Here is an 18,169-nt window from a genome sequence, read left to right as displayed (position 1 = left end):
CGATCCCACTAACTGATTGCGTCCACCGCGGCCTTGACCCAGTCGAGGCGCTTTGCCGGAATGAGGCCGTAGTTGTAGAAATTGACGCCGTCGCCGCCGGCATCGACTGCGGCCTTGGCGCGTACGGCGAGCATCATGGGTCCGCTGACCTCGGGATAGAAGATGCGCAGGCCGACTCCAAGGAATTTTTCCCGCCCGATTGCCGCTCGGCCGGCTCGGATGACATCGCCGACGGCCTCCGGCGTCATGTCGTAACAGCAAAGAATTGCCCCGTCGCAGAGCTTGCCGACGGCTGCGAGATCGACGCCGCCGAGCCAGCCGTCCTTCAAATCGATAAGCACGATGCGCGTCGCCGGATCGGCCGCGGCCTTGATCTCGCCGATCAGGCTGGTCACCGGTTCGCTGCGCCACGCTAGATAGGCATGGAGATCGGGATGGCCCCGGAAGGCATCGATGCCAGCCGCCGGGAAATCGGGGAACTGCCGCTCCGGCACCGCTCGCTCGCAGAGTTCGACAATGAAGCGCGCTACAGTTCTGCGCGCGCCTTCCACGGGCACGCCGGCCCTGGCGGCGCGCGCGATACAATGATCGCAGAAGCAGAGCGACAGCAGGAAATCGTCTTCGGCATTCAGGCCGACCCCATCTTTTTCGTGATGATATTCATGCGCGAAGCCCATGAAGTTCGGGCTCTCGAGCTCGACCATGTCAGGCCGGTAGTTCGTCGTGATGTCCTGCACGAGAGTGACGACATAATCCCGCGCGGCTGGGCTGGAGGGGCAGAGGTTGTAATAATTGGGATTGCCGAAGGCGTTTCGCGTCACGTGATCGGGATGCAGCATGCCGAGACGGCTATTGTGGAGGCAGACCGTCCAGCAGGAGACCGCGAGACCGGTCGCGTCACGCTCTCTGGTCAGCGCCTCCAGCATGTCGCCGCGTTCCGTGACATTCCCCGCCATCAGCGGCCGGATCAGCTTGTCCTGCCACAAGCTTTCGTTCGGCCGGAAGTAGACCGTACCGTCCTCGGGAAAATAGGCCTTCTGCTGCGGGCTGCGCGGCTGGAGAAAGCGGCCGGCATGATAGGAGGTCGCGATGCTGATCGTGTTGAGGCCTGCTCGGTTGCGAAGCTCGGCGGCAATCCTATCGAGCCCCTGGTCCTGGATATCCCAGGGGTAAGTCCACATGGAAAGATGCATGTCGCGCTCCGCTCAAGTCTGTCCGCTTTATAGAACATGTGTCCATAATAGTGTCCAGACCGATCTTTGACCGCGGAGGGCGGGCGAAAGCCGCCCGCCCTGCCAGTCAGCGGCTGATCGTTGCTTGCAGCGCGTCGATGGAGGACTGGATGCCGGCGTCGGTCGACATGGTGAAGTCTTCCATCTCGAGGCTGACCCAGCCGTTATAGCCGACCATCCGCACCACCGAGAAGAACTCCTTCCACCACTGCAGGTCATGGCCGGCGCCGACGGCGACATAGTTCCAGCTGCGGTTGGCGACGTCGGTGACGTCCTTGAGCTCGAGCAGGCCATTGACGTCGGCAAGGCCTCGCTCGATGCGCGTATCCTTGCCGTGGCAATGATGGATCGCGTTTCCGAGCGCACGGGCCGAAGCAATCGGATCGGCCCCCTTCCAGAACAGATGGCTGGGATCGAGGTTCATGCCGACGGACGGGCCGACCTCGTTGCGCAGGCGGAACAGGGTTTCCGGGTTCCAGACGAGCATCGCCGAGAAGTTTTCGAGCGCATATCGCTCGACCCCGACTTCGCTTGCGAGCTTCACCAGATCGTGCCAGAGCGGGAAGGCGCGGTCTTCCCACTGGTAGCGGTCGCGCTCCGGCATCTCTTCGGGCCAGCTCTTGGTATAGACGAGCCAGTTCGGCACGGTGTCGCCGGGGGCGGCTTCCGGCAGGCCGGACATCGTCACGATTGTCTTGACGCCGATTTCGCCGGCAAGACGGATCGTCTGCTCCATCTCATTGCGGTGACGCTTGCCCATCTCGCCCGGATCGAGCGGGTTTGCCGAGCAATTCAGTGCGGCAATCTCCAGGCCGCGAGCTTCGATTTCCTTGAGCCTGGTTTTCAGGAGCCCCTTGTCGGCTAGCAACGCGTCGGCGCGGAAATGCGGCGCGCGCGACCAGCCGCCGCCGGTCATCTCGATGCCTTCCACGCCGAGTTTGACGCATTTGTCGAGCATGTCGGTAAAGGACAGGTTGCCCATCACATCGGTGCAGATCGAAAGTCTCATCTCATTGTCTTTCTGAAAGAGGGGTGGGGACGCGTCGGGGTGGAGGTTGAGGAGAGCCGCCGCGCCCCCGGGTGAAATCACTTGAAGTCGACCCAGGCGGAGCCTGCATCGGCTGAGCGGACGCAGTTCTCCAGCCAGCGCACGCCTTCGGTGCCGGCGTCGATGCCCGGATAATGGTGGCTCTCGAGGAACGTCTCGTCGCCACGGCGCTTTGCGTCGATGGCCTGGGCGATCCAGAGGTAGACGTTCGCCCAGCTGTCGCCGAGACCCTCGGTGTGCAAGGCGCCCATGCGATCGACCGCCAGGCTTTCCCCTTCGAGGTAGGGCATGCCGTGGTGCAGGACGCGGTTAGGCTCCCCCTGCACTTCGTAGACCAGCTGATCGGGATGCGCGTCGGACCATTCGACGGAGGCCCTGGAGCCGACGAAACGGTAGCGCTGCGATCCCATATTGCCGGCGTCGACCGATGATACCCAAAGGCGGCCGCGGGCGCCGTTGTCGTAATGCATGAGAACCGTCGCATGGTCTTCGAGCGGTGCGCGGGTTGGAATGAAGGCCTTGCGGTCGCAGAGTAGCTTTTCGATCTTCAGATGCGGCAGCACCACTTCGGAGAGGTAATAGAGGTGCGTGCCGATGTCGCCGAGAACGAAGGTCGGACCGGCCATCTTCGGATTGGTGCGCCATTTCACCGCTTCACCGGCGCCGACGTCGTCGCCCGAATTGAAGCCATGGGTATATTGCATGTCGACAATTCTGATATCGCCGAGCATGCCCTTCTTGACCATCGCCGCCATCTGGTGAACCAGCGGATGGCCGGTGAACCCATAGGTGACGCCGACGATCAGGCCCTTCTCTTCTGCGAGCCTGGCAACCTCGTCGCATTCGGCAACGGTGAAGAACAGCGGCTTTTCGCAGATCACATGCAGCCCGGCTTCCAGGCACGCCTTGGTGATCTCGTAATGGGTGAAGTTCGGCGTGGCGATCGAGACAACTTCGACGCCGTCCCCGCGCCCGGCCTCCCGGGCGATCAACTCCTTGTAGTCGCCGTAGCATCGGTCGGGGGCGACGCCGATCTTCGTGCCGAAATCGCGCCCGCGCTCGGCGTCGAGGTCGAATGCTCCGCAGACAAGCCGGTAGGTGCCGTCCCGCTGGGCGCCGGTTCTGTGTTTATAGCCGACCTGCCCGGTGCGGCCGCCGCCGACCATTCCCCAGCGCAAGGGGCGTTCGATCAATCCTTCTCCGTTGATCATTCGATCATCGCTCCTGAAATAACCTGCCGGATCACTCCGCCGCCATGGCGGCCGGACGTCCGTAGAGATTGGGTTTCGCTATCATGTTGACTGGTTCGAAGCCGCCGCTGACCACGGCCCGTAGGGCGGCGTCGGCCACGAGCGTCGCCGCATATCCGTCCCAGGTGGAAGGGCCGGAGGCCGTGCCATTCGAGGCGGCAACGATCCATTCGCGGAATTCCTGGTCGTAAGCATCGATGAAGCGCTCGCGCCAGTCCTCGGGGATCGCCTGACGAATACCGTTCGAATCCGAAATCACAGTCGCCGGGCGGTTCGGAAGCGCGGCGACACCCGCCTCGCAGCTGACCTCGCCGCGGATGTCGTAGCCATAGGCGATGTTCACCGAAATCTCGACGTCGACGAGCGCGCCGGAGGCCATGTGCAGGAGCACGAAAACCGGATCGCGCAACGCGCCACCGCGCGAGGAACGGCGCGGCGCGCGCACCTCTACCCCAATGACCTCATCCGACAGGAGCCAGCGGGAAATATCGGCGTCATGCACCAGCGTGTCGTTGAGCGGCATTTCGGAGGTGTAGAGCCCCTCGGGAACCGAGGCATTGCGATGCACGGAATGGAACATCAGCGGGGCGCCGAGTTTGCCTCCGTCGATAACCGCTTTCAATCGGCGATAATCGGAATCGAAGCGGCGCATGAAGCCCACCTGTATAAGCCGCCGGCCGCAGGCGACTTCGGCCTCCATCACGCGAAGCGCGGCCGACTCGGATGTCACCAGAGGTTTTTCGCAGAAAACCGGTTTGCCCGAGGCAATGCAGGCGAGCAACTGCTCCTCATGCGCCGGTCCCCACGAGCAGATGATCACAGCCTCGACTTTTTCCGAAGAGATCAGTGCTGAAGGGGTGGCGAATACCTCCGCCCCTGCGGGGGCGGCAGCGGCAGCGCGGGCCTGATCGATGTCGGTCACGCCGACGATTTCGACACCGGAAACGACATTCGTCAGGCGGCGGATATGATCCCGACCGATCATCCCCGTACCGATGACACCAACCTGGAGGGTCATTTCGCCCCCCAGTACTTGTCGATGTAACGCTGCATTTCCGAGCGCATGAAGGTGCCGCTGTGGTCTGCCTTGTCTTCCCAGGCAAAGACGCAGGCTGTCATGATGCCGTCGAAGCCGATCTCGGCGAGCGTGCCGAAGAACTCGTCCCAGGGAACTTCGCCCTGGCCGATATTGAGATGCTGGTGCACCCGTGCGTTGGTGCCGGGCGGGTTGAGGATATATCTGAGGCCCGACGAAGCCTTGTGGTTGAAAGTGTCGCCGACATGGACATGCGCCAGCACATCGCTTGCATCGCGCAACATCGCCTTGGTGTCGTCGCCGAAATAGAAGGTGTGCGGGGCGCAATAGAGGAATTTGACGCTCTTCGAATTGACCGTGCGGATGATGTCGAGCGCCGGCTGCAGCGTCTCGCACCAGTCTTCGGGATGGGGCTCGACATGGAGTGTGATGCCCTCGCGCTCGAAGATCGGCACCAGCTCTTCCATCGAGCGCCACCAGGCGTCCTCGCAGGCCTCGATCATCGATCCCGTGTGGCAGCAGTAGCACGATCCCTTGTCCGGATGCGGACCGCGGCCGAACTCGGAATTCATGACGCCGACTTCCAGCTCGACGGCGATCTCGATCGCCCGCTTCCAGTGCTTGACGGCGGCCTTGCGTTCGATCTCGTCGTTGGAGGCCCAGCGGTACATCGGCAGCAGCGAGGCGATACCGACATCGGCCTCCTTCAGCGCGCGCTTGAATGATTTGATCCGCTCGGGAAAGACGCGCGGCGCTTTGAACCATTCGAGGAAATCGCCGCGCGGGGAGAGTTCGATCCAGTCGTAGCCGAGCTCCTTGACCTTCTTCGGCAACTCCTCAAGCGAGAGATGCCGATGCATGAACGGGTCGATTGCGATCTTCATTTTGACCTCCGGATTCCAGACATGATTTTCCTTTCCGGCGGCGGTCTTTTCTGACGCTGCCGGACGTTACGTGTTTTGCTCTGTGTGTTTGTGGTGCCGTCAGCGGTTAGCCGGCCGGCGGCGAATGGCTCTCATGACTTGCAATGTAAGTATCGATCTGGGCTTCGAGATCCGCCATGGTTTCCCCTCCCGCCATCAGGTCGGTGATCTCTTCGCGGGTCTTTTCGCCCCTGCGGAAATCGGCAGCGATTGCCCCACGGATGAGAACGGCGAAGTGATCGCCCACCGCCATCGCATGCATGACCTGATGGGTGATGAAAATCACCGCCAGGTCCCGCCGCTTCGCCTCGTTGACGATCCGCAGCACATGCGCCGCCTGCTTGACGCCGAGAGCAGCCGTCGGCTCGTCAAGGATCAGCACGCGCGCCCCGAAATGCACGGCTCGGGCAATGGCAAGCGACTGGCGTTCGCCGCCAGAAAGCCCGCCGACAAGACGATCGCCATCGTCGATCCGGGTGATGCCGAAATCCTGCACCGCCCTGACGGCAATCTCATTGGCCTTCCTGCGGTCATAGACCTTGAACGGCCCCCAGCCCTTGGTCGGCTCGACGCCGACGAAGAAGGATCGGCCGATCGACATCAGCGGAAATGTTCCGCCGAATTGATGCACCGCCGAGATGCCCTTTTCCTGCGCATCGCGCGGCCCGCTGAATTCGACCGGGTTGCCATCCATCAGGATGGTGCCGCGAGTCGGCTTGTGAACGCCGGCAAGCGTCTTGATGAGCGTCGATTTGCCAGCGCCGTTGTCGCCGAGCAGGCAGAGCACCTCGCCCGCACGGACCTTGAGCGAGATATCGTGCAGCACGTCGATCGGGCCGAAGCTCTTGTCGACATTCTGGAGTTCAAGGATCGGAATAGTGTCGGACATGGTGACGCTCACTTGTTTTTCTTCGGCGCGAAGCTCAGCGCCATCTGCCGGAACGTGTTGTTCATCAGAACGGCGGCCATCAGCATCACGCCGATGATCAGGTTGGACCAGTTGCGGTCGATGTCGGTGAAGTAGATGCCCTGGCTGACGACGGCGAAGGTTAAAGTACCGAGAAAGATCCCGGCGACCGAACCGAAGCCGCCTGTGAGCAGCACGCCGCCCACCACGATCGAGACGATCGTATTGAAGATATAGTTCATGCCGCCCGAGACCTGCGCGGAATTGAAAAGGATGGCGCCGCACATTCCGACGAAGGAGGCGGCCGTGCTCGAGAGAACGAAGAGGACGATCCTGAGCCCGTCGGTCGGGATGCCTGCATTGCGCGCGCTGACCTCGTCTCCGCCCATGGCGACGATCCAGTTGCCGTAGCGCGTCGCATGCAGCACGAAACCAAAAACCACCGTCAGCGCCAGCCACCACAGGATGATCACCTGGAATTTGCCGTGGATCAGGTCGCCGAAGAGCGTCTTGGCCCAGGCCGGGGCATTGAGGGGCACCGACGCGGCCCCGGTCAGGATGACGGATCCGGCAAGAACGAGCCCCTGCACCGCGACCAGCGTGCCGAGTGTGATGATCAGCGAGGGCACGCTGGTGCGCACCGCCAACACACCGTTGACCAGCCCGACGGCAACGCCGATGGCGAGCACGCCAAGCATGCCGACGACGATCGGCAACTCGTAATATCCCGAGAGGATGGCAATCGTCATCGAGCCCGCCGGGATCATCGCGCCGATCGAGATATCGAGCTCGCCTGATATCATCAGAAGGCCGACCGGCAAGGCGACGATACCGAGATTGGCGGCAAAGTTGACCCAGCTTGCCGCGCCGAAGAGCGCGGCAAGGCTGACCCCGCCGAAGGCGACATAGAAAGCGATCACCGCGATGAAGCTCAACAGGGCGCCGAATTCCGGGCGGCGTACAAAGTGTCCTATGGAAAAGCCGTTCATCTCCCTGCCCTCACTTCTTCTTTTTCGCAGCGTAGGACATCGCCATCAGCCGGAACTTGTCATTCATCATCACGGCGAGCAGCAGGAGCGCCCCGATGATGACGCTGCCGAGATTCGGGTCTATGCCGGTGAAATAGATGCCCTGGTTGACGATCGCGAAGGTGAGCGTGCCGAAGACGATGCCCACCACCGATCCCGCGCCTCCGGTCAAAAGCACGCCGCCGATGACCACGCACATGATCGAATTGAAGATGAAGGATTGCCCGCCGAGCACCTGCGCACTTTGGTAGACAAGCACCTGGCTCACGCCGACGAAGGCGGCGGAAAAGCCCGACATCATGTAAAGCGCGATGGTCAACCTTTGCGTCGGAATGCCGGCGTTACGGGCCGAGACCTTGTCGCCACCAAGAGCGAAGATCCAGTTGCCGACGGGCGAGATGTGCAGCAGCCAGAAAAATGCGGCCACGAACAGCATCCACCAGAAGATCGTCACCTGGAACATGCCGCCGATGAAATCGCCGAGGATCGCCTTGACGCTCGGGCTCGGCACGAGCGACACGCCGGTGCTGCCGGCAATGAGCACGGTGAAGCCCAGCGTCAATCCCATGACGCCGAACATCGAGCCGATGGTGATGATCAAAGACGGCACGCGGGTGCGATTGACCAGATAGCCATTGAAGAGCCCGACGATCAGCCCGACGCCCAGGCCGGCGGAAATTCCCACGATCTCGGGAAGGCCGTAATGGCCCGATATGATCGCCACCGTCAGGGATGATGCCGGAATGACCGCGCCGATCGAGAGGTCCATTTCACCTGCAATCATCAGGAGTCCGATCGGCAGCGCGACGATGCCGATCTCCGCGGCGACGTTAAGCCAGCTTGCATAGCCTGCAGCGGACAGGAAGACCTTGCCGCCCAGCAAGGCGAAGAAGACAAACACCGCAATCAAGCCTAGTAACGAACCGGCTTCAGGGCGCCGGGAAAGCTGACCGATGGTCGCTTTGGCGTGGCCGCTCGAAGGAACCGAAGAGGCGAGGACATCGTTTCTCGCGTTCATTTGACACCACCATGAAGCCGCGCGACCGATCGGCCGGGCTTTTGAAAGAATGGAAGCCGCCTGCGTGAGGGACAGGCAGCTTCCGACGTTCGGCCGATCCCTTACCGGGCGCCGGCCTTCACACCTGCCAAGGTGGCGTCGACGTTGGAGGCGTCGATCACGCCCGGGCCGGTCAGGATCTCACGCGTCGGTACGGTGAGGCCGTAGTTGACGTTGCCGTTCAGGATCGAGACCGCGAGATAACCCTGTAGGTAACCCTGCTGGTCGATCGCGCAAAGCTGGCTGCCGCTCTTGATGTTGTTCAGAACGGTCTCATCCATATTCATGCCGCAGACCTTCACCTGCCCCTGCTTGCCGGCCTGCGTCACACCGTTGACCGCCGAGTTGGTGTCGACATTGCCGATCGCGAAGACGGCCTTAATTTCCGGATGCTGCAGGAGATGCGCCTTCAGGGCCTGCGCCACGGCGGTCGCTGAACCGAACGAGGTTGCCGGCAGCGGCAGCGACGAGCCGACGCCGCCGCCTTCGGTCACGCCATCGGTCATACCTTTGCAGAAGGCTTCGATGTTTGCCGCACCGGGCAGCGTATTGAGGCAGACGGCGTTTTTCAGGTCATGCTTGGCGAAGTAGGTGCCCGCTGCCTTGCCGGACAGATAGTCGTTGGAGCCGACATAATTCATCGCGCCGAGACGATCGGCAGCTTCGATGCCGCCGGCATTATAGATAACCAGCGGAATTTTCTTGTCGACGACCGCTTTGAAGGCGGGATCCATGGCTTCCGGCACCCAGTCCGGGCCGACGATCGCATCGGCGCCCTGGTCGATGGCCTGGCGGATCAGCTCGGCCGCGTCGACGCCGAGATTGTCGTAGTTTTGCGGCCCGAGCCAGACGACCTTGCCGCCCTGCGCTTCTACGACCTTACCGGCATCCTCGGCGCCACGCTTGACGATCGACCAGAACGGATCGTCCGGCTTGCCGCCCACGACGAAGATGTTGGCGGCCATAACGGCCGTTGCAGCGCAGGTCATGATGGCGGCAACCGACACCGTTGCCGCGAGGCGGCGCAATTTAATCATCTCTATCTCCTCCCTTGGCCCGCCTCCCTGGCGTGACCGTGAAGAGAAACATATCACTGCTTGAAACTCTCGAAATATGAAATCATACTAAACATGCATAAAGTATCATAGCATATCACTCAGAATGATATGAACGTATGACGCTGGGAAGGTATAATCATGCGGCGGCCGACCATCACCGATCTTGCCAAAGAGGCGGATGTCTCCATTGCGACCGTCAACCGAATTCTGGCCGGAAGCGCTTCCGTCAAAGGCACGACGGTGCAGCGCGTTCAGGCGGCGGCGGAGCGGATCGGCTTTTACGGCGCCGGCGCAATCGAGGACCGATTGCGCAAGTCGGTGCCGAAATACCGGCTTGGCTTTCTGCTGCAGCAATCCAGCCGCGAGCTCTACCAGTTGTTCGGCAAGAAGATCGTCGAGGCCTGCCGCGCCAGGCGTGACGAAGTCGTCGACCCTGTGGTCGATTTCGTCGATCTGTTGACGCCGGAGAATATCGCCGGCCGCCTCAAGGCACTCGGGGCAAATTGTGACGCCGTCGCCGTGGTCGCCGCCGATCACCCAGTCATCGCCCAGGCCATCCGCGAGCTGCACGAGAAGGGCAAGCCTGTCATCGCCTATATTACGGACCAATCCGCCCGGGAACGGGCCGCTTACGTCGGGGCCGACAACTGGAAAATGGGGCGAACGGCGGCATGGCTGATCTCCAACATGACCCACGGGCCGGGCCGCATTGCCGTCTTCATCGGCAACCACCGCTACCAATGCCAGGACGTCTCCGACGCGAGTTTCCGCTCCTATATGCGCGAGCATGCGCCGCATCTGACCATCGAGGACAGCCGCCCCACGCACGAGGAGCCGAACGAGGCCTACCGGATGGTCAAGGAATTGCTGGCGACGACGGACGACCTTACCGGCATCCTGATCGTCGGCGGTGGCATTTCCGGCGTCTTGCGGGCGCTGAGGGAGGTGCCTGCGGAGCGGCGCCGAAGCATCCGCCTCGTCTGCCGGGATATTGGCCCGGAGACGCGAAAAGGCCTGTCAGAAGGGATGATTACCGCGGCCCTCTGTCATCCGCTGGAACAGACTTCCACGGTTCTGGTGGAGACGATGATCGAAACGATCACGCAGGGCGCGTCGGGCAGCACGATTCAGCGGACCATTACCTTTGAAATCGTGACGCCTGAGAATATCTGAGCCCGCGAGCGGAAGGCCGGCGCGGGCTGGGAATGAGGCGATCGTCTCAGACGTCGACGACAAGGCCCTTGGCTTTCAGCACCGGTGCCAGATTGCTGACCTCGATGACCGATTTGCCCGCCTTGTAGGCGGCGATATAACCGGCTTCGGCATCTTCGCGCGCCTGCGACAGCCGGGCCGCTTCCTGCGCTTCCTGTCTGCGCACGACCACCAGGCCATCGGCATCGCCGACGACGATGTCGCCGGGATTGATGGTTTCGCCGCCGACGATGATCGGATCGTTCACCGCAGCGATGGTTTCCTTCACCGTGCCCTTGATGCAGACGCTGAGCGAGAAGACGGGGAAGCCGAGTTCGCGCAGCTGCAGTGTGTCGCGCACGCCGGTATCGGTCACGAGACCGCCGATGCCCTTGGCAAGGCAGGCATTGGCAAGCACGTCGCCGAAGGAGCCGGCCTCTTCATATTCGCCGGCGGAGACGACGATGATGTCACCGGGCTTCGCATAGTTGATGGCGAGCTGCAGCATGATGTTGTCGCGCGGCGCGCATTTGACCGTGAATGCCGGGCCGCACAGCTTCATGCGGTAGTCCACGGGCTTGAGCCGCGAGGAAAGTGCGCCGCGGCGCCCCTGGGCTTCGTGGACGGTCGCCGGCGAAAATTTGGAAACGGCCTCGATGTCGGCTTTGCTGGGCCGTTCAGCGATGTCTTTTATATGAATCATGGATGCCTCACATCGTTGGTAGACGGCGGGCATATCCCGCCGTCTTATCTCGGTTGATTGTCATCGGGAGGTTCCGAGACCGGTCGGTCTACGGGATCGGGTCGAATTTCAGTTGCGCGAGCGGCACGACCTTGTCGGTGCGGGTCATCTTGTATTCGGTGCTCGGGCCGAGCCACTTGTCCCAGATCTTGTTGATCTCGCCGGACTCATCGAGCTTATGCAGGATCTCATTGATCTTGGCCGTCAGCGCCGGCTGATCCTTGGCCATGCCGATGCCGATCGGCTGGTAGAGCATCGGCTCCTCGATCATCCGCATTTCCTTGCCCTTGCTCTTCGATTCATTGACGAACTTGGTTGTCGTCATGGTGTTGGCCACCATGCCACGCGCCTTGCCCTGCTGAACGGCGAGATAGGCCGAGGCGGTATCCTGGAAGGTGAGCGGTTCCGATTTGTTGAGCTTGATCGACATTTCTGATGTCGAGCCCTTGGTCGAGGCGATGCGCTGGCCCGCATAATCGGCCTTTGTCTTGCCGGCATCGTCCGCCGGCACGATCAGCATTTCCTTGGCGAGGTAATAGGGATCGCTGAACTGGATCTGCTCGGCGCGGCTCAGCGTATAGGCAAGGTTGGCAACGGTGATGTCGACGCGGCCAAGCTTGACCTCGGGCACGCGGGCCTCGACCGAAACCGGCTTGATCTCGGCCTTGACGCCCAATTCCTTGGCGATGGCGCCGCAGAGATCGACGTCGAAACCGGCCATCTCGCGGGTCTTCGGATCGGGCGAAGCGAAGGGAGGAACATCGGCGAAAGTCGCGCAGCGCAGAGTCTTTGCCGACATGATGTTGTCGAGCTGATCGGCTTTCGCGGGCATCGCCGCCGCCAGGCCGGCCAATGCGACGGTGAGGCTCAGGTATTTCCAGTTCATTGCTGTTCTCCTTTGTTTTTGATGGTTGGTCTCAATGCCTGAGATCAGCGAGGAAACGCTGAGCCCGAGGATGGGTCGGATTGCTGAAGAAATTTTCAGGCGCCGCCATTTCGATGATCTGGCCGGCATCGATGAACCAGATCCGATCCGCGACCTCGCGCGCGAAGCCCATTTCATGGGTGACGCAAAGCATGGTCATGCCTTCCGATGCCAGGCTCTTCATCACGGCCAGAACTTCGCCGACCATTTCAGGGTCGAGCGCGCTCGTCGGCTCGTCGAACAACATCACCGGGGGCTCCATCGCAAGGGCACGGGCGATCGCCACACGCTGCTGCTGGCCGCCCGAGAGTTGGCCGGGATAGGCTCGGGCCTTGTCGGCGAGGCCGACGCGGTCGAGAAGTTTGAGCGCCTTCTCGTGCGCGACATCGGGCGCCACGCCCTTCACCCGGATCGGCGACATCGAGACGTTTTCAGCCACGGAAAGATGCGGAAAGAGGTTGAAGTTCTGGAAGACGAAGCCGATCCGGCTGCGCATTGTGTTGAGCTCCTTCGCCCGCATCGACGCATGGATGTTCTGTCCGTCGAGCGTGATCGATCCGCTGTTGATCTCCTCGAGGCGATTGATCGTGCGGATCAGCGTGGATTTTCCCGAACCGGATGGACCGCAGATGACGACCACCTCGCCGCGCGCGACCTCAGCATCATATAGCCGTGGCCAAGCGCACGCGCCGCATCCATCTGGCCGGGCCCGAGCGCGACAATGCCGGCGCGGACGACCTCGCTGAGGAACGCGCTCTGATAAACGACCAGCGTGGTCAGCATGGTGACGAAGCTCGGCACATCGGCGCCGGTCAAGAGCGGCACCAGGAAATAGCTCCACAGGATGAGCATCAGAAGCGGCACGCCGCGGGTGAAATAGACGAGCGCGGTGACCGGCCAGCGCAGCAGCCGCGACTTGGAGAGCCGCGCCATTGCAAACAGAATGCTGGCCGGAAAGGCGAGAGTGATGCTGAGCGCCGAGAGGATCAGCGTGTTGGCAAGCCCGCCGAGCGGTCCGTTCGGATATTGGCCGATCAAGAGCAGCAGCCAATAGTCTTTGATGATGGCGATCATGTCCTGGATCATGCGCGTGCACTCCGGGCAGGATCGGCGCGCATCGACAGGTAGGCGCCGATGCTCATGATCACGAGCGAAAAGAAGAGGTAGAGAACCGTGCCGATCAAGTAGATCTCGAAGGTGCGAAAACTGAGGTTCTCGATTTCCTTGACGGCATGCGTCAGTTCCGACGCGCCGATGACGACGGCGAGGCTGCTGTTCTTGAACAGGGAGACGCTGTGATTGATGAGCGGCGGTAGAGCGTTGCGCACGCCTTGCGGCATAATGACGAAACGCATCGCCGAGACGTAGCCGTGGCCCAGCGCACGGGCTGCCTGCATCTGGCCGTCACCGACCGAGCGTACGCCCGAACGAAGATCTTCACTGAAATAGGCCGCCTGGCAGAGTCCCAGCCCGATCACCGCGAAGATGGATTCCGCATTGTGGCTTGCAAGCCAATTCGCGATGCTGCTCGGCATCAGCGTGAAGATCCCGAAATACCAGAGCATGAGCTGCACCAGCGTCGGGACGTTGCGGTGATAGGAAACGTAAGCGGCGACCAACGGATCCCCGAAGCGAAAGGGCGACAGGCGCAGACCCAGCAGCAGCAATGCCAGCGCCATCGCCAGCGACCAGGACCCGGCATAGATGATGAAGGTCATCTCGATGCCATGCAGCAGCATGGCGGAATATTCGGGATTTCCGAGGATTGCCGAAAGGTCGAAACCGCTCACGGACTTGGCTCCCCGGATGGATCCGTCTTCGGCTGCGGCCTTGCGGTCTGCAGGCCGCCCATGACCTGCAGCGTCGGCGTGATCTCCATATGCCCGATATTGACGGCGACCGGAGCTGATATGGCGAAGGCGATCGCGTCGGCGATATCGGTGGCCTGCGGCAGTTCGAAACCGTCGATGAACCGCTCCCGGATGCTGGGATCATTGCCGTGGACGTGGTTGAAAATATCCGTGGCGACCCGGCCGGGGCAGATTTCCGTGACCCGCACCCGCTTGCCGAAAGCGTCGATGCGCAGCTGGTTGGACAGCATGCTCACGCCTGCCTTGGTGGCGTGATAGGATGAGTTGCCGCCGAAATTGTAGGCGCCGGCGATCGAGGAAATATTGATAATGTGGCCGCGATCGCGCGCCACCATGCCCGGCACCACCAGGCGGCAGACATGCAGCACTGCCCGCAGATTGACGTCGACGATGAGATCGATATCGCCTTCGTCGGCTTCGAGGAATTTCTTCGGCCGGTCGACGCCGGCATTGTTGACGAGAATGTCGAATTCCACCCGATCGGCGAGCTCGGCCATTGCCTTTCGGTCGGTCACATCGATGGCATGAGGGATGCAGCCGGTCCGCGTGGCCAGCTGCTGCAGCGCCTCAGTGCTACGGGCAACGGCATGGACCTCGATGTTCTCCCGGCGGAGCCGCTCGACAACGGCTGCGCCGATTCCGGAGGATGCGCCGGTTACCAGTGCGGTCTTGTAGTCGGAGAATGGCATTGTCGTTCCCTTGTTGTTGATCGAGAGAGTAGCGAAGCTTTAACTCCTTGCCTAAGACCGATTATCTCTGGAGCGATAAGCAACGGTTATGGAGCCTTGCGCGGCTGCCGAAGAAGAGAAAGATGCGATGTCGGCGCTATTGGCGGCGTTGGTGCCTCAGCAGGGCCCGGCCGGTTGACGATCGCGGCGCGTTGCAAAAGCTATACGCGTCTGCAAACATGCCATCCCAGCAGATCAGAACGGTTCCACGATCCTCATGGACATCAGACGCCTCAAATCCTTCATCGTGATCGTCGACAGCGGCAGCATCACGCGCGCGGCGGACCTTTTGCATATCGCCCAGCCGGCGCTCAGTCAGCAGCTGGCGGCGCTGGAGGAGCATTTCGGCCAGAAGCTTTTGATCCGCAGCCAGCAAGGCGTCAGCATGACCGATGCGGGCCATGCGGTGTATCGCCACGCGCAGATTATTCTTCGGCAGATGGAGCAGGCGCAAGCGGATGCTTCGGCGGCCGGCAATTCCCTTGCAGGGCGCGTGTCCGTCGGTCTGGTCCCTTTCAGCAGCGCTGCCACCTTGTCGGTCGATCTGCTGGCGGAGACCCGGAAGCGGCATCCCGGCATCCTGTTGCATCTGACCGAAAGCGTGGGTCAGACCTATAGCCAGATGATCATGAACGGCCGGCTGGAGATGGCCCTTCTGCATGGAACCGGGCCAATCAAAGGCGTGCGGTTCGAACCGATCCTCAGCGAGGAATTTTTCCTGGTCGCGCATCGCGATTTTGCGATCGACGCGGATGCCAATCCTGTCGCCGTCAACGCTCTCGACGGGATACCGATGCTGCTGCCGCCGGCCTATAATTTTGTTCGCCGCGCAGTCGATACCGCCTTCACGCGCACCCGCTCCAATTTGAAGGTCGTGGCGGAAATCGAGATCGTCCGCACCCTGGGGCGCGCGGTCGGCGACGGTCTCGGCGCGACCATTATGCCGAAGGCCATCGCCGATCGTATCGTATCGGAATCGAGCGAACCGTTGATCTGCCGGCTCGTCTCTCCGCGGATCGAGGAAACCCTGTCGCTTTGCGTTTCCGACCAGAATCCCCTGTCGGAGCCGGCGCTTGCCGTCCGGAACATCCTCCTCGAGCTGACGGCGCGGCTTAAGGATTAACGGCTGCCGGTCAGCGCATATCCTTACAGAACTCGGCGATGCGGGCGCAGCCCTCGCCGATTTTCTCCATGCTGGTGGCGTAGGAAATGCGGAAGAAGGGGCTCATTCCGTAAGCCGCGCCTTGCACGGTCGCAACATGATGCTCCTCGACGAGCGCCATAACGAAATCGACATCCGTTTCGATCTTTCGTCCGCCCTTGCTGGTCTTGCCGATCAGCCCTGAAATGTTGGGATAGATGTAGAAGGCGCCTTCGGGCCTGTGGCAGCGCAGCCCTTCCACCTCCGACAATTTATCGAGGACAAAGTCGCGTCTCTTCTTGTAGATCGCCGCCCGCTCCTTCAGGAGATCCTGAGGTCCGTCGAGCGCCGCGGTCGCGGCCGCCTGGGTGAGTGTCGCGATGCCGCCGCCGTTCTGACCGTTGACGTTGCTGATAGCCGCCATCAACTCTTTCGAGCCGGCGCAGAAACCGAGCCGCCAGCCCGTCATCGCGTAAGCCTTGGAGACGCCGTTCATCGTCAGGACGCGCTCATAGAGCCTCGGTTCGACTTCCGCCATGGTGCAGAACTGGAAGTCGTCATAGACCAGGTGCTCGTAAATGTCGTCGGTCATGATCCAGACGTGGGGATGGCGCAGCATGACCTCGGCAATGGCGGCCATCTCGGTCCGGGAGCAGGCCGCGCCGGTCGGATTGTTCGGGAAATTCAGGAAGAGCCATTTGGTGCGTGGTGTGATCGCCGCCTCCAGATCCTCCGGGCGCAGCTTGAAGCCGGTCTGTTCGTGGCAGGGGACGGCGACCGGGACGCCGCCGGCGAATTTGACGATATCGGCATAGCTGACCCAGGAGGGTGTCGGAATGACGACCTCGTCGCCCGGATTGCAGGTTGCGAGCATCGCATTGAAGATCACCTGCTTGCCGCCGCCCGAGACGACGATCTGGCTGGCGTCATAGTCGAGATTATTGTCGCGCTTGAACTTCCTGATGATCGCGGCCTTGAGGGCCGGCGTGCCGTCCATCGGCGGATATTTCGTGTCACCCGCGAGAGCCGCCGCATGCGCCGCTTCGATGGCGTGCGCCGGCGTGGGGAAATCCGGCTCGCCGGAGGAGAGGCTGACGACCTGGATCCCCTTGGCGGCGAGCTCCCTGGCCCGTTGGGTCATGGCGGCGGATGCTGATATGGAGACGTTTTTCAGGCGGTTGGCTTTGATGGACATCGGAATGGTCCTTCGGTGAGGGATTGGACTTATGGACCGCCCGCGGGCGATCGGGATTGTGTCATTCGGCGAGTTCGGCGGCGGGAGCGAGTGCCGCGCCGGTGGCTTCGATCTCGCCGCGCACGATGCCTGCCAGTTCGAGGGCACCGGGTGTGTCGCTGTGAACGAGAATGGAGCGCGCCGGCATGGCGATTACGGCGCCGTCGATCGTCCGGACGGTCCCGTCGAGCAGGAATTGCCGCACCCGCGCGCGCACCGAGGCTTCGTCCTTGATGACAGCGCCCGGGAGCCCACGCGCGACGAGTTTGCCGTCGGCATCATAGGCACGGTCCGCGAGGAAAAGCGCCAGCGTCTTCAGGCGCGCGCGTCTGGCCGCCAATTCGATCTCGCTGCCCGACGTGACGAAGACCACGAGACCGGGGTCCACGGTAGCGATCGCATCCATCATCAGGTCGGAGAGGACGGGATCGCGGTTGACCATATTGCCCATCGCCGCATGGAAGCTGATATGGGAGACGGCGACCCGTTCGCTCCTGGCGATCGCCATTAGGGCGCCGAGCTGGTAGAGCATCTGCTGGCGAAGCTCGTCTGCCGAAAACGGTATTTCGCGCCGGCCGAAGCCGAGCCGGTCGGGCAGACCGGGATGAGCGCCGATACCGACGCCGTTCAGCTTTGCGAGCCGGACCATGCGCCCCATCGTATCGGGATCGCCGCCGTGGAAACCGCAGGCGATGTTGGCCGAGGAGACGATTTTCATCATCGCTTCGTCGTCGCACAGCCGATAGGGACCAAATCCTTCGCCCATATCGGAATTCAGATCGATCTTCATAAGTTCCT

General features: G+C 61.9%; 17 protein-coding genes and 2 pseudogenes. 2 read left to right on the top strand and 17 right to left on the bottom strand.

All coding sequences use genetic code 11. The annotated features are described in order from the left end of the window. Positions 1–8: 8 nt before the first annotated feature. From B5E41_RS14365 to B5E41_RS14325, 9 genes are all read right to left on the bottom strand, one after another. The gene (locus B5E41_RS14365) at positions 9–1,193 is read right to left on the bottom strand and encodes a hypothetical protein (RefSeq protein WP_088394584.1); all 1,185 of its coding nucleotides are present in this window, start codon (positions 1,191–1,193) and stop codon (positions 9–11) included. Positions 1,194–1,299: 106 nt separating this feature from the next. After that, on the bottom strand, positions 1,300–2,241 hold the full coding sequence (locus B5E41_RS14360; protein WP_088394582.1) for a sugar phosphate isomerase/epimerase family protein: 942 nt from the start codon (positions 2,239–2,241) through the stop codon (positions 1,300–1,302). Positions 2,242–2,318: 77 nt separating this feature from the next. Next, complete coding sequence (locus B5E41_RS14355; protein ID WP_088394580.1) at positions 2,319–3,491, bottom strand: Gfo/Idh/MocA family protein; 1,173 nt, start codon at positions 3,489–3,491, stop codon at positions 2,319–2,321. 31 nt (positions 3,492–3,522) lie between these two features. Continuing rightward, positions 3,523–4,548 (bottom strand): Gfo/Idh/MocA family oxidoreductase, encoded by a 1,026-nt coding sequence (locus tag B5E41_RS14350; protein WP_088394578.1) that lies wholly within the window; start codon positions 4,546–4,548, stop codon positions 3,523–3,525. Continuing rightward, positions 4,545–5,450: a sugar phosphate isomerase/epimerase family protein gene (locus B5E41_RS14345; protein WP_088394576.1), complete on the bottom strand. Its 906-nt coding sequence runs from the start codon at positions 5,448–5,450 to the stop codon at positions 4,545–4,547. Before B5E41_RS14345 ends, B5E41_RS14350 begins: the two co-directional genes overlap by 4 nt. A gap of 106 nt (positions 5,451–5,556) precedes the next feature. Continuing rightward, entirely contained in the window at positions 5,557–6,378 is an 822-nt protein-coding gene (locus tag B5E41_RS14340; protein ID WP_088394756.1) for an ATP-binding cassette domain-containing protein, read from the bottom strand. Positions 6,379–6,386: 8 nt separating this feature from the next. Next, complete coding sequence (locus tag B5E41_RS14335) at positions 6,387–7,385, bottom strand: ABC transporter permease (protein ID WP_088394574.1); 999 nt, start codon at positions 7,383–7,385, stop codon at positions 6,387–6,389. Between the two features lie 10 nt (positions 7,386–7,395). Next, on the bottom strand, positions 7,396–8,442 hold the full coding sequence (locus B5E41_RS14330) for an ABC transporter permease (RefSeq protein WP_088394572.1): 1,047 nt from the start codon (positions 8,440–8,442) through the stop codon (positions 7,396–7,398). 101 nt (positions 8,443–8,543) lie between these two features. Further along, complete coding sequence (locus B5E41_RS14325; RefSeq protein WP_176439395.1) at positions 8,544–9,518, bottom strand: sugar ABC transporter substrate-binding protein; 975 nt, start codon at positions 9,516–9,518, stop codon at positions 8,544–8,546. Between the two features lie 159 nt (positions 9,519–9,677). On the opposite strand from B5E41_RS14325, the gene B5E41_RS14320 reads away from it, so the two are divergent. Continuing rightward, positions 9,678–10,712 (top strand): LacI family DNA-binding transcriptional regulator, encoded by a 1,035-nt coding sequence (locus tag B5E41_RS14320; protein ID WP_088394570.1) that lies wholly within the window; start codon positions 9,678–9,680, stop codon positions 10,710–10,712. A 46-nt stretch (positions 10,713–10,758) separates the two neighbouring features. Here B5E41_RS14320 and B5E41_RS14315 read toward each other — a convergent pair whose 3' ends face one another. The 6 genes and pseudogenes from B5E41_RS14315 to B5E41_RS14290 all read right to left on the bottom strand — a co-directional run bounded on the left by B5E41_RS14315 (position 10,759) and on the right by B5E41_RS14290 (position 14,957). Next, positions 10,759–11,433 (bottom strand): 4-carboxy-4-hydroxy-2-oxoadipate aldolase/oxaloacetate decarboxylase, encoded by a 675-nt coding sequence (locus B5E41_RS14315; RefSeq protein WP_088394568.1) that lies wholly within the window; start codon positions 11,431–11,433, stop codon positions 10,759–10,761. A gap of 88 nt (positions 11,434–11,521) precedes the next feature. Continuing rightward, positions 11,522–12,358: an ABC transporter substrate-binding protein gene (locus tag B5E41_RS14310; RefSeq protein WP_064819702.1), complete on the bottom strand. Its 837-nt coding sequence runs from the start codon at positions 12,356–12,358 to the stop codon at positions 11,522–11,524. Positions 12,359–12,389: 31 nt separating this feature from the next. Beyond that, positions 12,390–13,061 (bottom strand): annotated as a pseudogene (locus B5E41_RS14305) (amino acid ABC transporter ATP-binding protein); the annotation flags it as partial. Continuing rightward, a pseudogene (locus tag B5E41_RS14300) lies at positions 13,061–13,483 on the bottom strand (ABC transporter permease subunit); the annotation flags it as partial. The pseudogenes B5E41_RS14300 and B5E41_RS14305, both read right to left, overlap by 1 nt. Then, positions 13,480–14,187, bottom strand: coding sequence for an amino acid ABC transporter permease (locus B5E41_RS14295; RefSeq protein WP_088394566.1), 708 nt, complete (start codon positions 14,185–14,187; stop codon positions 13,480–13,482). The gene B5E41_RS14295 and the pseudogene B5E41_RS14300, both read right to left, overlap by 4 nt. Continuing rightward, positions 14,184–14,957 carry an SDR family oxidoreductase gene (locus tag B5E41_RS14290; RefSeq protein WP_088394564.1) on the bottom strand — a complete coding sequence of 258 codons (774 nt, stop codon included), beginning with the start codon at positions 14,955–14,957 and terminating at the stop codon, positions 14,184–14,186. The genes B5E41_RS14295 and B5E41_RS14290 overlap by 4 nt, the downstream gene beginning before the upstream one ends. A 256-nt stretch (positions 14,958–15,213) precedes the next feature. On the opposite strand from B5E41_RS14290, the gene nac reads away from it, so the two are divergent. Beyond that, entirely contained in the window at positions 15,214–16,119 is a 906-nt protein-coding gene (nac, locus tag B5E41_RS14285; protein WP_088394562.1) for a nitrogen assimilation transcriptional regulator NAC, read from the top strand. Between the two features lie 10 nt (positions 16,120–16,129). Here the strand turns inward: nac and B5E41_RS14280 are convergent, their stop codons facing one another. Together B5E41_RS14280 and B5E41_RS14275 are read right to left on the bottom strand one after the other, a co-directional pair. Continuing rightward, positions 16,130–17,332: a pyridoxal phosphate-dependent aminotransferase gene (locus B5E41_RS14280; RefSeq protein ID WP_088394560.1), complete on the bottom strand. Its 1,203-nt coding sequence runs from the start codon at positions 17,330–17,332 to the stop codon at positions 16,130–16,132. A gap of 61 nt (positions 17,333–17,393) precedes the next feature. Continuing rightward, positions 17,394–18,161 (bottom strand): 5-oxoprolinase subunit PxpA, encoded by a 768-nt coding sequence (locus tag B5E41_RS14275; protein ID WP_088394558.1) that lies wholly within the window; start codon positions 18,159–18,161, stop codon positions 17,394–17,396. Positions 18,162–18,169 lie beyond the last annotated feature (8 nt).

The sequence above is a fragment of the Rhizobium esperanzae genome, assembly GCF_002204185.1.
In the GTDB taxonomy this organism is placed as follows: domain Bacteria; phylum Pseudomonadota; class Alphaproteobacteria; order Rhizobiales; family Rhizobiaceae; genus Rhizobium; species Rhizobium esperanzae.
This window is presented reverse-complemented; position numbering and strand designations above follow the sequence as displayed.

Coding starts and splice junctions, on each gene's coding strand:
- B5E41_RS14275 (WP_088394558.1), bottom strand. CDS start 18,161: ATGAAGATCGATCTGAATTCCGATATGGGCGAAGGATTTGGTCCCTAT.
- B5E41_RS14350 (WP_088394578.1), bottom strand. CDS start 4,548: ATGACCCTCCAGGTTGGTGTCATCGGTACGGGGATGATCGGTCGGGAT.
- B5E41_RS14310 (WP_064819702.1), bottom strand. CDS start 12,358: ATGAACTGGAAATACCTGAGCCTCACCGTCGCATTGGCCGGCCTGGCG.
- B5E41_RS14340 (WP_088394756.1), bottom strand. CDS start 6,378: ATGTCCGACACTATTCCGATCCTTGAACTCCAGAATGTCGACAAGAGC.
- B5E41_RS14330 (WP_088394572.1), bottom strand. CDS start 8,442: ATGAACGCGAGAAACGATGTCCTCGCCTCTTCGGTTCCTTCGAGCGGC.
- B5E41_RS14335 (WP_088394574.1), bottom strand. CDS start 7,385: ATGAACGGCTTTTCCATAGGACACTTTGTACGCCGCCCGGAATTCGGC.
- B5E41_RS14365 (WP_088394584.1), bottom strand. CDS start 1,193: ATGCATCTTTCCATGTGGACTTACCCCTGGGATATCCAGGACCAGGGG.
- B5E41_RS14355 (WP_088394580.1), bottom strand. CDS start 3,491: ATGATCAACGGAGAAGGATTGATCGAACGCCCCTTGCGCTGGGGAATG.
- B5E41_RS14345 (WP_088394576.1), bottom strand. CDS start 5,450: ATGAAGATCGCAATCGACCCGTTCATGCATCGGCATCTCTCGCTTGAG.
- B5E41_RS14290 (WP_088394564.1), bottom strand. CDS start 14,957: ATGCCATTCTCCGACTACAAGACCGCACTGGTAACCGGCGCATCCTCC.
- B5E41_RS14325 (WP_176439395.1), bottom strand. CDS start 9,518: ATGATTAAATTGCGCCGCCTCGCGGCAACGGTGTCGGTTGCCGCCATC.
- B5E41_RS14360 (WP_088394582.1), bottom strand. CDS start 2,241: ATGAGACTTTCGATCTGCACCGATGTGATGGGCAACCTGTCCTTTACC.
- B5E41_RS14280 (WP_088394560.1), bottom strand. CDS start 17,332: ATGTCCATCAAAGCCAACCGCCTGAAAAACGTCTCCATATCAGCATCC.
- nac (WP_088394562.1), top strand. CDS start 15,214: ATGGACATCAGACGCCTCAAATCCTTCATCGTGATCGTCGACAGCGGC.
- B5E41_RS14315 (WP_088394568.1), bottom strand. CDS start 11,433: ATGATTCATATAAAAGACATCGCTGAACGGCCCAGCAAAGCCGACATC.
- B5E41_RS14320 (WP_088394570.1), top strand. CDS start 9,678: ATGCGGCGGCCGACCATCACCGATCTTGCCAAAGAGGCGGATGTCTCC.